The following is a 14,031-nucleotide window of genomic DNA, read 5'->3' as shown; positions in this document are numbered from 1 at the left end:
TACTTTTAATAATCTTTATTCTGAACCAGGTTCGGGTTAGCGATGATCTCCGCAGCCGGGAGAGGGAAGAGCGCCAGATGATCAGACACGCCTGTGCCGTTCTTCGCGCCGCCTTTCCAGGGCCAGAGATAGTTACTGCCGGTGAACATGCCATATCTAATCAGGTCGGTCCTTCTGAAACCTTCCCAGTATAATTCGCGCATCCGCTCATTCAGGATATCCGTTACCGTTATAGTTGTCAGGTTCCCGTTGTTATTTCCATAAGCGCGCCTGCGCAGGTCGTTGAAATAATTAAGTGCCTGTGCCTGTGTGCCACCGGTTCCGCCACGCAGCACTGATTCAGCATATACCAGGTGCATCTCTGCCAGGCGGAACAGCGGGAAATCGATGCTGCAAAGCACACCATTGGGAGAAGGAGGGATAGTGCCGGTACTGGTTATATTATTGAACTTGTATACACCCAGTCCGTCATTGAATACCACTACATCGTTTATCTCCAGGTTACCCGGACCAAACAGGGCGCGTTTATCTGTATTGCCACTGTAATCGCCGAAAACCAATGGGAGGTTCTTTGTACTCCGGTTGCCAAGCCAGCCACCGCTGGGGATCCCAAACTCCTGGTTGTCCTGCGGATTGGTGCCATGCGCAGAGCAGACCAGGAAGGTAGTGCCTCCGTAGTTCTGACTGTTGGTGGCGTCATATGCAATGGGAAGAATGATCTCCGGATTGTTCTGGTGGTTATCGCTCATGAAGAGGGTCTTGAAATCCGTCTTCAGGGCATAACCTCCATCCAGTACTTTCTTTGACCAGGTGATGGCATCTGAAAATCTTTCAGTGCCTGTATATACTTTGGCGTTGAGGTATATCCGGGCCAGCAATGCCCAGGCGGCGCCACGGTCTGCACGTGCATATTCATTCTGACGAGGTTCTGACAGATCGTTCTGAATAGCCAGTAACTCTGCTTCCACATAATTGAACAGATCGGCTCGTTGGATCTGTTTGGGAATGTATTTTCCGATAGGATCAGCTTCCGTAACAAAAGGAGGATTGCCGAAAAGGTCCATCAGTACCCAATACTGGAAGGCTCGCAGGAAACGGGCTTCAGCACGGAACCGGCGGATAGTGCTGGCATCATTCTCTTTGTAGCCGCGTGCCGCGATCTTCTCATCCGTGGATTCACGGATGAACTCATTGGCCACCGTGATCTGAAAAAGACTGCGCGCATAGGCGGCATTGATGAATACATTGCCTGAGGTCCAGTTAAGATTATGCCAGCTCAGCACCAGCGGATCGTTCCAGGCGCAGATGGCTTCATCCGTGGTGAGCTCCTGCAGGTTCCACCAGCTGCGTAAAAAGTCGGTTGTACCGGCATCGGAGATGCCGGGTATATTCACATCGGACACCCCCACACCGGCGCTGCTCACCAGGGAGTAAGAACCGTACACTTTTGCCAGCACCTGCTTGTAACCTTCCAGCGTGCTGTATTGTTTTTCCGATGTATTGGCATTGAGCGGCTGCAGGTCCAGGTCCTTGTGACAGGCGGTGAACGCCGCAAAGAACGGAATCAGTACCGTGATATATAGTCGACAATATTTTTTCATGATATCCATTTTTTAAGATCACTAAAATTGAAGGTTGGCTCCGAGTACAAAAATGCGTGGGCGGGGATAGATGGCATTGTCGATACCACCATAGATCTCAGGATCAAGACCGCTGTACTTCGTTACGGTGAACACGTTCTGGCAATTGAGCGAGAGGCGCAGCCTTACTTTATCACGGAATACTTTCCCTGCATTATAGGCCAGGCCCAGGTTATCCATTCGCAGGAAGCTGGCATTCTCGATATAGTAATCTGATTGATTCTGACCATTGATGAAACCGGTATGCTGCACATCATCCAGACTGTTGGCCAGGTAACCCAGCGGGTTCAGGATATTTGACCTGAGCGCTCCTGTAGAGATGCCGTTATACATGTAGTTGCCGAGATTGGCGCGCAACACGGTGTTCAGCTGCCACCTGCCATACGTGAGCTCGGAAGAAAAACCAAAAGTGAATTTCGGGAAAGGCGCTTTGTATCGATAGAGGTCCTTCTGGTTGATCACGCCATCTTTATTCCGGTCCACATATACGCCTTCAACAGGTTTTCCATTCATGTACTGTTGCTGGTATACCCAGAATGAATTGGGGCTGTAATCCACCGTATTGATCTGGATCACACCATTTCCGGTTAAGGTGCCGGGATACGTGGAATCCTTCGTAGCCGTAAGATTAGTGATCTTATTCTCATTATACGCCGCGTTAAAATTCACATCCCAGTTCAGCTTATTCTGATGAAGTACCGTAGCGCTCAAACCCAGTTCAATGCCTTTGTTCTCCACATTGCCCACATTGGTGAGAATGGTGCTGCTGAAATTGGAACCAGCAGGAATGGGAATGGTGTTGAGCAGATCTTTGGTCTTTTTGAAATAAACATCCAGACTACCGTTGATGCGGTTGTTGAGGAAAGCAAAATCCAGACCGGCATTCCAGGTGGCTGTCTGTTCCCATTTGATATTGGCGTCATAGGCAGCAGGGGTGCCCATATAATACCATTCATTACCAAACTGAACGGCGGAACCATTACCGCTGACAGAGTAGATACTCTGATAAGGGTAGTTATAGATTCCATCCTGGTTGCCTGTAACGCCATAGCTTAAACGAAGTTTCAGATCGGAGAGCAGTTGCTGGTTCTTCAGGAATTCTTCCCTGATCAGCTGCCAGGTGAAGGCCAGAGAAGGGAAGGTGCCCCAGCGCTGATCGGGCGCAAAGCGGGAAGAGCCATCCGTACGGATACTTCCCGCAAGTATGTATTTGTTATTATACGTGTAGATAAAGCGGCCATAGTAGGAGATCAGCGTGTTTTCCGGTTTGTCCATGGCAAATAAAGGTTTGGAGCCTGGCATGGTGTCTCCGTTGGCACGGATAGACGGATAGTTGTAATTCGTACTCAGGTTATTGTAATAGCCGTAACCCGCGGTGGCGCTGATATTGCTCCTGATTTCCTTCAGGTCTTTGTTGTAACTGAAATAGAATTCCAGCACTTTGTTATTGATCTTGTTTGTGTATTTGTTGCGCTGGCCGCCGTCCAGGAAGTTCTGTGCGGCATACGCAGGAACTTCTATTCTCCCATCGCCTTTGGCGATATCATAACCCAGGTTGAGATTGGCATGAAGTTCCGGGAGCCAGTGGAATTTATAATCCAGTTGCAGGTTGCCATAACTGCGGTATACATCACTGGTGTTTTTGTAAAGGTCCAGCAAGGCAACAGGATTGCGGGGTGCGAGCTTGTTGAGGGTGATTGCGCCGCTGCCGTTATCCAATGATGCCCACTCAAAGTAATCGCCATATGGTGAACTGGCACGAACCGGTTGCGTGGGATCGAAGTAAACAGCCGAACTGATGGCAGCATTGTTGGCGAAATTGGTTTTGTTGTAAGCTCCTTTCAGGTTGAGATCCACTTTCAGGTGATCTTTCAGAAAGCGCGGACTGAGTGTGATACCGCCACTGAAGCGTTGCAGGCGATCCGTGCGCAGCAGGCCCTGTTGATTGAAGTACCCGGTGGATATGCGGTAGGGGAGATTCTTTAGAGAACCTGCCACACTGAAATTATTATCAGTGCCGATAGCAGTCTGGAAGATCTCATCCTGCCAGTCTGTACTGGCATTACCCATGAGCGATTTGAAAGTATGTACATTATCATAAGTGCCGCCTCCGAGTGAGTCCACATATTTCCTGAAATCGGAAGCCGACTGCACTTTCATTTTTTTAGCGATGCGCGAAACGGATACCTGCGTTCCGAAATTGAACTGCGGCGCACCACTGGAACCTTTCCGTGTAGTGATAAGGATCACGCCGTTACTTGCCCTGGAACCGTAAATGGCAGTGGCTGCAGCATCTTTCAATACAGTGAAACTGGCTATATCATTGGGATTGATCAGACTGAGCGAATTGGATGCACCATAGATATTGTTACCGCTGAGCGGCAATCCATCCACCACAATGAGCGGATCATTGCTGGCGTTCAATGAAGCGCCGCCGCGTACACGGATCACACTGCCTGCCCCAGGTGCGCCGCCATTGGAAGTGATGGAAACGCCCGCCACTTTACCGGCAATGAGCTGCTCCGGCGTACTGATCACGCCTTTCTGAAAATCCTTTGAACTGATGGTGGCTACAGAACCGGTCAACTCCTTTTTACGGGTGGTACCATAACCGATTACAACCACATCGTTGATGGTATTGTCGGATGGATTCATTACAATATTCATTACCGGCGCAGCTTTTACCTGCACGGATCCATAACCTACGAATGAGAAAATGAGCAGGGGATTGCCTGTAACAGGAAGAGTAAATATTCCGTTATTATCAGTGACAGTCCCGCGATCTGTGCCGGCAACTTTCACCGATACAGCCGGCAGGGGCTCGCCCCTTTCATTCTTTACTGATCCGGTAACACGGGTGCTGTTTTGCTGGGCGCTGGCTGTATTCAGCAGCATCCAGCCGGCGCAGACAAGCATCCACAATGCAGAATGGCGTAATAATTTCATAATGACAAGTTGAATTGAGAGTGGGTTGTTAGTTTGGTGATTATTTAAAACTGATCACTGTTTTGTTGTTGTTGTAAGGCAGCAGGATGGTTGTCACAGGTACGGAATAGAAACTGCCTTCTTTCGCATAGGCGTCCAGGTAAGAGAACCAGTCTTTACGCGTTTGAATGGCTGATCCGTTCAGTGTGAGCTGGCTGTTGTCAAATCCATGCAACATCAACTGAACGAACCTGAATTTAGAATGCATTTTTCCGGAAGGCTGGTCTAATGTGATACTGGCACTGGCCGGATCAAAGCGGATGCTGCGCTGATAGTATTCACCTGACTCATAATTGTAACTGAACCCGTCATCTTCATAATAAACAAATGTATTGGCGTCGGCCCCATTGTACACATGCAGTGTGAGTGTATCCGATGGCTTTTCGCCGGTATGCTGTATCAGCGATTGCATGGGAATGATGCTGCCGCCTTTCACGTAAACAGGAAGAGTAGGCGTATTGAGCTCGATGAGTTTTTCCTGTGCGCCCGCTTCTTTTGCATCCGTATACAGGCTGTACCATTCTCCCGCAGGCAGGTACACTTTAGCATACTGCTGCACACTTTCCTGTGGCATCACCAGCAGGCTGCTGCCAAAGAAGAACTGGTTCTGGAATACCGGCTGATAAATATGCGGATCATGCGTGTAATCGATAGCCAGGGAGCGCACTATGGGCATGCCATTCTCCGTAGCCTCGTGAAAAGTGGAATAGAGATAGGGGAGCAGCCGGTAACGGAGATTAATGTAATTGCGTGCAATATCCGTTACATCTTCGCCGAAGGTCCAGGGTTCAGCCGATTTAGTATTGAGCTGTGTATGATTCCTGAAATAAGGAATGAAAGCGCCCAGCTGCATCCAGCGTGTGTATAGCCCAACGGTAGCATTTCCGGTGAACCCACCCACATCCATAGCCGAAAAAGGCACACCACTCAAACCAAGGCTGCTCAGCAACCTTACGCCCGCCAGCATATGATCATCTTCAGCCCGGTTATCGCCGGTCCAGAGTGCCGCGTACCGCTGCAATCCGGCATAACCGGCACGTGTAAGAATGAAGGGCCTTTTTTGAAGCGCCATTTTCGTGCCTTCATAACTGCACCTGGCCATCTGCAATCCGAAAACATTATGCCCTTTCAGGTGCGTGGTGGGATGGCCGTCATAGTCGAAGAGCACATTGTTCGGCATCTTCTGTCCCCAGGTAGCGATCTCATTCATATCATTCCAGATACCATTCACCCCGGCATCCGTATAACCGGTGATCTGTTTCTTCCACCAGTTGCGGCCCTTCACACTGGTGAAGTCCGGGAAATGGCACCAGCCCGGCCATACTTCACCGGTATAAGGTTGTCCGTCAGAATATTTCAGGAAGATATTTTCGCGGAGCCCGCTTTCATAGGCCGCATATCCTTTTTCCACTTTGATGCCAGGATCAACGATCAGCGTGGTTTTGAAGCCCATCCTGTTCAGACTGTCGATCATGCCCTTCGGATCCGGAAAACGGTCCCTGTTCCAGGTAAAGAGCTTGTAGGCGTCCATATAATGAATGTCGAGCGTGATGCCGTCAGCGGGGATCTTCTTTTCGCGAAGGGTCTGTGCGATCCTCAGCACCTCCGTATCGGGGTAATAACTGTAACGGTTCTGCTGGTAGCCCAGGCTCCAGAGCGGCGGCATGCTCATGCGGCCGGTCAGTGCCGTGTAGTGATTGATGATGCCTGCAACATTGGAACTGTAAATGAAGTAATAGTTCATTTCACCGCCCCTGGCCCCGAACGAGGAAAAGCGGTTATTGCTGGCGCCGAAGTTGAAATCCGACTGCCAACTGTTATCGAAGAAGATCCCATACTGCACCCCGCTATGTACCCCGATATAAAATGGGATGGTGCTGTAAAGCGGATCCGCATTAGCGGCATAACCGAATACATCGGAGTTCCAGTTGGTATATCCATTGCCCTTGCGGTCGAGCGGACCGGTTTTTTCTCCCAAACCGATGAACCTTTCGCCCGGCTGCATTTTTTTGTAGCTGGTCACTTCCGTGCCTACCCAGGAAGTAGCCAGCCCCGGCTCATCCTGGTTGATCACCTGTCCGCTTAAAGTATAGAATGCAATGGAAAATGGCTTTTGCTGGATCCGCACCTGAACGGAATCCGTCTGAAAGCGGAGCTCGCCGCCTGTCTGTTCAAGTTTTATGACCTGTTCACCCGGACGGGCAATTACGGCATAGGAAAAATCATCGGGGAAGGAACCGCGGGTCATACGTACCCGGATCATGGAAGCATTGTAAACCTGTACTCTGATATTCGCATTGGAGGTGAAGAGTTCCAGCTGGTTACCCGTGGCTTTGAAACGTTGAACATCGCCTGGATTGATCACCTGGTCCTGGCTATAGGTAGCACCTGCAGCTACCAATAAAAGGAGGCAAAGAAATACATTTCTCATAAATGGCATTAGCAATCGATGGGGTTAGTGAAATAAGTGCAGGGTAAAGGAACGATGGTGGAAAGTCAAGGCCAAGTTTTAAAACCCCAATGGAAATAAAATAGAGGAAAAGAGCAGAATATGAGAAACTAAAGAATTGATTTTGAATGCCGTGTAAAATATTACACAAATATATAATAGAACAAAAAGAGACTGAAATACTGACGGATCACAGGCCTATAATGCCTTAATCTGCATGATCCGCTGTTCAAATTCCTCCACCGGAACGATGGCTTTGTTCTTTAATCTGGACTTATAACTATAGATGGTCTTTACCGAGTACTCCAGTACACTGGCGATCTTTTCTGTGTCGGAAACACCCAGTCGCATGAGCGCAAATATGCGGAGGTCTGTGTTCAACATTTCACCATCCTTCAAAACAAGTTTCTCATCCGGACGGAGCAATTCATTCACCTGGGCCACAAAATTGGGGAAGAGTTTAAGGAAGATCCGGTCGAAGCTGAGGAGCAGCTCCTCTTTTTCCTTCCGAGCATCGATCTTGTTCAGAAAAAAGCGGATGTCTTCATACCTCTTTTCCAATAACTTCTGCTCGATAGTGGTCTTGATTTTGTCGAGCTTGCTGTAAAACTCAGAGTCCATATTGAAGAAATGCCCGATATATTCTTCCTGTATCTTATTCGCTTCTTCCAGCTTCTCATTGAGCACCGCCAGCCGCTGGTTGCTCTCCTGCAACTGCACATTCGCCACTTGTTGGGCAGCATTGGATTCCTGTAAAGCCAGCTGCGCCTGCTTCAGTTTCTTTACCTGCTTCAGGATGATCCAGGTCAGCGCAACCAGGGCAAGCACCAGCACGGTAACCACGATGGCGTATTTGATCAGGATGCTTTTCTGCTGCTCCATTCCACTGATACGCTCACTTTCGATCAGCGGCAGTATTGAACTGGCCTGCACCTTACGCTGCCGGGCTCCATAGAATTCCGCATTGGCAATGGCGCTCTCGATACACATGGCCGCATGGATCAGGTCTCCTTTTTTATAGAGCAGTTCCGCCAGGTGGAAAATGGCAACGGTCTCTTTGGTGGACGATTTGATATCCGCAATGGTAGCCTGTATCAACAGGGCAATTCCCTTATCCATATCCCCGTTCTGCAAATAGATCCCGCTCTGGGTGGAGGCAGTGAGCGCATACTGATGATATGTAAGACCGGGGCTTTCCAGCAGCTGTTCAAAAAAACTACTGGCCTCTTTCTGTTTGTTCTGCTTGAAATACTTCAGTCCACTGTAGTATACATGCTCAAATGAACCGGGTGCATACCAGAGCAGGCAGGAATCCAGGTACCGGTTCCCCTGCAGGTCATAATCCACCGAATGGAAATGATCGTTCGCATAACCGGCCACGTCATAATAATACCGGCCCCAGAGTGCATAGTAATCTCCTTTCAGACTGTCCGGCACCTGTTGCCTCGACAAAGAACTGAGGGAATCATGCGTTTCCTTATACAAACCTGTACTCAGCAGGATGAAACTGAGTTTCAGGTTGGCGGCCGCCAGGTGGCCCGGATTGTTCATTTCCCGGGCGATCTTCACCAACCGGATGGCATAACTATAGGCAGAATCGTAATGGAAAACTTTATAGGCTTCATAGATCCGCTCATGTCGCAGGAAACGTTCGGCAGGACTGAGGCCGGGCGACTGTAAAGCCCCTCTCAACTGGCCTATTTCTTTGATCCTTGCCTGGTCATAACTGGCTGTCAGCCGGATGGTATTGCTGAGACTGGTCAACAGTCTATCGTTATTTCCCCGGGCGGCCTGTAAAAAAGCAGCCACCAGCGCAAAGCAGAAAAGCAGTTGTTTCATATTGATTGTAACAGTCGGTTAGGGATCATTCCAATCCTCGTTGGCAAATATATCTATTTAATCCAGAGCATATCATCCAGGCAATACAATGAAATACTTCCCTGCACTTATCCTTCTTCCACATCTTATCTTCTCATTTTCACAGCACTGTGTGTCTAACCAAAAATTAATTTGGGCCGGAATTCAAATTCCCTAAATTTGGTCACCCAGAAATTGGTCAACCAATTTTAAAAGGGTAACTAAACGATTGTGATTTACCGGCTGACCCCGGCTAATGCAAACAAGCTTGCTTTATGGGAAAACTCAACCTCCTGCTTCTCTGCCTTTTTCTCAGTCTGGGCGCAATGGCCCAAAATCTGAAAGGCATTGTTACAGACTCCAAAACCGGCGCTCCGGTTGCAGCCACCATCAGCGTGGCCGGCGGAAAGAACGCCCACGCCACTACCGACGAGAACGGCCGTTTCAGCATCAAGGTCCCCAGTCTCAAAAACTCCAGTCTCATGATCACTGCCGTTGGATACAAATCCCAGCTGGTAGAGATCGGTGGAAAGGATTCTCTTTCCATTAAACTGGTAGGCTCACAAACGGTACTGGACGATGTGATAGTGATCGGCTATGGCGCACAACGTAAATCGCACCTCACCGGCGCTATCTCCAAACTGAAAAATGAAAACCTGGATGAGATCCCCACCAGCAGTCTTGACAGGGCGCTGATCGGAAAGATCGCAGGTGTTACCATTCAGAACCTGAGCTCTGAAACCGGCACCAGTCCAAGAGTGCGCGTACGCGGCCTCAGTTCCATCAGCGCCAATGCAGACCCGCTGGTAGTGGTGGACGGCCATCCGGTACCGGACGGCCTCAGTATGGTGAATCCCTTCGACGTGGAATCCGTTGAAGTGCTAAAGGATGCGGCCTCTGCCGCCATCTATGGTTCACGCGGCGCCAACGGTGTGATCATCATCACTACCAAGAGCGGCAAAACCAACAAGCCGCGTTATACCGTGAAAGCGTATACCGGTGTGAAGTCGGCCTACGAACTGCATCCCATCATGACTACCACCGAGTACACGCAAAAGATGTATGCAGAAGCGGCGCTTCGCGAAAAAGACCCAACGGTTACAGCAGCCAACAGGAACCTCATCACTCCGCAGGAGATCGCCCGTTACCTGGTGGAGAACACCTTGCGTAATGGCGATGGCACCAACTGGCAGGATGAAGCCCTGCAGGATGCCAGGCTCAACAACGTGCAGATGGGCGTATCAGGAGGTAAAGAGATCCGCTACTATATTTCGGGTAACTATCAGAGTGACCAGGGCATTATGATCCACAACCAGTACGACCGGATCAATATGAAAGCCAAGATTGACGGTAACCTGAGCAAGGCTGTGAAATTCGGAATCAACTTCAACCCGTCTTACACCAAAACAGAATTACCTGCCGTCAACTTCACGGACTATTACCGGTTCTATTCTGGTTTACCGGTCCGTCATACAGCCGCCACAGCTGCCTTTGTAAATCAGAACCCAACATGGGCGAATATCCGTCCGGGCGACTGGGCGCAGGCCGGCCACTTCTCCAACCTGGTGTACCAGGGCTACCTGCCCGATGGTTCTTACTACAACTCCTACAACGAGCCTAATCTCACGGAAGGAAAAGTAATTCCATTCTCCAGCAGCAACAACACACCACGTTCCATTGCAGACAGGGTTTCCCGGTTCAGTTACAATTATCGCTTACTCACAGGTGCCGATCTGAGCATCAGCATCCTGAAAGGGCTGGAACTGAAATCCAGTGTGAGCGCGTATTTCAACCAGACGGAAACCAACTCTTTCACTATGAAGAATGCACGGCAGGACGGCAACGTGAACACCGGCACACAACAGATCCGGAAAATGATCGACCTGCTCTGGGAGAATACACTCAACTACAACACTTCATTCGGAGACCATAACTTCTCAGGATTGCTGGGCTATACCGCACAGAAAACGAACACCACTGAGAACCAGATCACCGGCCTCAACCTGCCGAGTGATGATATTCAAACCCTCAACCAGGCTTCTTCTTTTGATGTGGCAGGCACCTACACCACTAAGATCCCCGTTGGGCTGCTGAGTTATCTCGGTCGTGTTACCTACGATTACAAAGGCAAATACCTGATGTCTGCCTCCCTGCGTGCAGATGGTTCCGGATATTTTCCTGCCGGACAGAAATACGGCTGGTTCCCCGCCGCTTCACTGGGCTGGCGTGTAAGCAGCGAGCCTTTCATGGAGAATGTGAACTGGCTCAGCAACCTGAAACTCCGCACCAGTTACGGTGCAACAGGTAATAACCGCATCGAACCATTTGCCTACCTGGAACTGCTGAATATGGCCAACTATCCCTTCGGTGGTGGTACAGGTACACTGAATAATGGTCTTGCTGCCAACAACGATGTTCTGCCCAACGTACTCACCTGGGAACGTACCTTCCAGTACAATGCAGGTATCGACCTCGGTATCTTCAAAGACCGTGTTACTGCCAGCATCGAGTACTACAACGGAACTACCGACCGCCTTCTTTTCAAGCAAGGCACCATGAGCTTCTCCGGTTCCAACCAGTTCTGGAACAATATCGGCAAAGTGAAGAACGAAGGCTGGGAGCTGGAGCTCACCTCACACAACGTGAAGAACAAGAAGATCGAATGGTCCACCTCGCTTAATTTCGCTACCAATAAAAACACCCTGCTGAATATCGGCGGCGAAGACCACCAGTTCAACTATGGTGAAAGGAATGAGATCTATGCCGCATTCGCAGGCGCACCTTCTGTACAGTACTATGGCTACAAAACAGACGGAGTATGGCTTTCAGACCAGCAGATCGCTGATGCGCAGGCAGCAGGATATACCAGTTCCCTCTCCAAATATTTTGTAGCAGGCGGACTGAAATTTGTTGACCGTAACGGAGACAAACGCATCGATGAAGAGGACAGGATGGTGCTCGGTTCTCCTTTCCCTGATTTCACCTGGGGTTTTGTAAACAATGTGAAGTACAAAGGCTTTGATCTTAACGTGGTGATCCAGGGTGTACAGGGCGCACAGATCCTCAATGGTGATGCCTTCTACAACGAATCGAAATGGTACAATAAGAATTATAATACCAACGGCCGCTGGATCAGCGCTGCCAATCCCGGAGATGGTAAAACACCCTATGCCAGCAATGGCTCCGACTGGATGCTGACCGACTATGTAGTGGAAGATGGTTCCTATGCAGCCTTGCGCAGTGTGATCCTGGGGTATACCGCACCTGCAAAATGGGTAAAGAGACTGAAGCTAAGTAGCGTTCGCTTCTATGCAGCAGGGGAGAACCTCTTCTTCATCACAGCCAAAGGTTACCGTGGTGTGAACCCTGAAGCCCGCACCACCGGCGGTGTGTACGGCACTCCGCTGATCGATGGCTACCAGCGCGGTGGCTTCCCGATGAGCAGAACCGTTTCACTGGGTGTAGATATTCTTTTTTAATCAGACCTATCAATCGACAATCATGAAAGCATTTCACTATATACTTCCGATCGGGCTTATGATAACTGGCAGCACCGCCTGTAACAAGCTTATTGACCTGAAGCCGGAAAGCAATGTGAGCGTAGAAAATTACTACCGGAATTACGAGGAGGTGAAAGTGGCGCTCACAGGCGTTTACAATGGCATGCAGAAACCACTGGAAACGGAATGGATGCTCACCGAACTCCGTTCAGACATGAGCAAACAGGGATCACCCAACAGTACATCGGTGGCCAACATCGAGCTGAACGACCTCAACGCGTATTTACAGAATTCGGCGCATACCAAGGTGTACGACTACTGGTTCTACACTTACAAGAATATCCGCAGCGCCAACTATGTACTGCGCAGCCTGGGTGTTACTTACGCCAATGGACAAACAACGATGGGCGAAGGAACCGCACAGATGGAAGAAAGCCTCAGGCGCCAGTTGGCCGGAGAAGCGCTTTTTATCCGCGCTCATCATTATTACAACCTGGTGCGCCTCTACGGTGGCGTGTTCATCATCACGGACCAGCAGACGCCTGCACAATTGAAAAAGATCCCTCGCTCCTCCGTTGCAGATTGTTATAAACTGATAGAAGCCGATCTCAAAGCAGCCGCCAGCTTCATTCCTGCTGTCAACTACAGCGTACAGAACCAGGCAGATATGGGCCGGGTGACCAGTTGGGCCGCCAAAAGCCTCCTTGCGAAACTGTACCTGGATGAAGACAGGAAGACAGAAGCACTGGCCCTGCTGGATGATGTGATCAGCAACAGTGGTCATGGTCTGCTTCCCAATTATGCCGATGTATTCAGCATCAACAATGAAGTGAACAAGGAGATCATCTTCACTATCCGCTTCAAGGCAGGGGGGCTCGGTCTGGGTAATTTCATGGCCAACTCATTTGCAGCCCTCAACAGCGGCAGCACCATCGTGAATGGCAATGGTTCAGGCCTGAATTTCCCCACCGCCAATATGGAAGCGAAATACATCGCACCTGCCACCGGCTTTGTGGATAAGAGAAAGGCCGTGACCATCGACCGCTATAATGCACTGACATACGTGAAGAAATTCATATCGCCTGTAATGGTAAGGAACGATGCCGAGAATGATTTCCCGGTGATCCGTTTCTCCGATGTGCTGTTGCTGAAAGCCGAAGCACTGGGCTTTTCGCCGGAGGCAGTTGATATCATCAACGATGTACGTGCGAGGGCAGGAGCGGGTACTTACCCCGGTACCGGTAATTTCAGCGCGCAGTTCTATCTCTATCCTGAATCCGGTCCTGAAGCGATCACTGCCGCTAACTTCCTGGACAAACTGCTGGAAGAACGCCGCATCGAACTGGCCTTCGAGAATCAAAGGTTATTCGATCTGCTGCGTACCGGTAAGTTCATCGAGCTGATGGAAGCTTACTACACTTCCGAATACGATGCACATTACAAAAGGTTCAAACCTGCAGTTCCGCTGGATGAACTGAAAGCAAACCTCCAGACCAGGCCACTGTTGCCCATTCCGCAGCGCGAGCTGGATACGAATAATGAACTGGAGATCGGACAGAACCCCGGTTATTAGTCAACCTCATTACAAACATGAACGCCA

6 protein-coding genes are annotated in these 14,031 nt (G+C 49.8%); 2 read left to right on the top strand and 4 right to left on the bottom strand.

Features of this window, described 5'->3' with window-relative positions; translation table 11 throughout:
- Nucleotides 1-5 precede the first annotated feature (5 nt).
- The 4 genes from ACTHMC_RS11950 to ACTHMC_RS11935 form a co-directional block, all read right to left on the bottom strand.
- Nucleotides 6-1,601 (bottom strand): RagB/SusD family nutrient uptake outer membrane protein, encoded by a 1,596-nt coding sequence (locus ACTHMC_RS11950; protein ID WP_440413353.1) that lies wholly within the window; start codon nucleotides 1,599-1,601, stop codon nucleotides 6-8.
- A gap of 21 nt (nucleotides 1,602-1,622) precedes the next feature.
- Nucleotides 1,623-4,586, bottom strand: coding sequence for a SusC/RagA family TonB-linked outer membrane protein (locus ACTHMC_RS11945; RefSeq protein ID WP_440413352.1), 2,964 nt, complete (start codon nucleotides 4,584-4,586; stop codon nucleotides 1,623-1,625).
- A 40-nt stretch (nucleotides 4,587-4,626) separates the two neighbouring features.
- Nucleotides 4,627-7,056, bottom strand: a complete 2,430-nt coding sequence (locus ACTHMC_RS11940) for a glycoside hydrolase family 31 protein (protein WP_440413351.1) — start codon at nucleotides 7,054-7,056, stop codon at nucleotides 4,627-4,629.
- 216 nt (nucleotides 7,057-7,272) lie between these two features.
- Complete coding sequence (locus ACTHMC_RS11935; RefSeq protein WP_440413350.1) at nucleotides 7,273-8,913, bottom strand: DUF6377 domain-containing protein; 1,641 nt, start codon at nucleotides 8,911-8,913, stop codon at nucleotides 7,273-7,275.
- A 293-nt stretch (nucleotides 8,914-9,206) separates the two neighbouring features.
- On the opposite strand from ACTHMC_RS11935, the gene ACTHMC_RS11930 reads away from it, so the two are divergent.
- Nucleotides 9,207-12,410 (top strand): SusC/RagA family TonB-linked outer membrane protein, encoded by a 3,204-nt coding sequence (locus ACTHMC_RS11930; RefSeq protein ID WP_440413349.1) that lies wholly within the window; start codon nucleotides 9,207-9,209, stop codon nucleotides 12,408-12,410.
- Between the two features lie 22 nt (nucleotides 12,411-12,432).
- Nucleotides 12,433-14,004: a RagB/SusD family nutrient uptake outer membrane protein gene (locus ACTHMC_RS11925; protein ID WP_440413348.1), complete on the top strand. Its 1,572-nt coding sequence runs from the start codon at nucleotides 12,433-12,435 to the stop codon at nucleotides 14,002-14,004.
- The last annotated feature ends 27 nt before the right edge of the window (nucleotides 14,005-14,031 follow it).

Origin of the sequence: Pseudobacter sp., from assembly GCF_051955275.1 — a bacterium.
GTDB lineage: Bacteria > Bacteroidota > Bacteroidia > Chitinophagales > Chitinophagaceae > Pseudobacter.
This window is presented reverse-complemented; position numbering and strand designations above follow the sequence as displayed.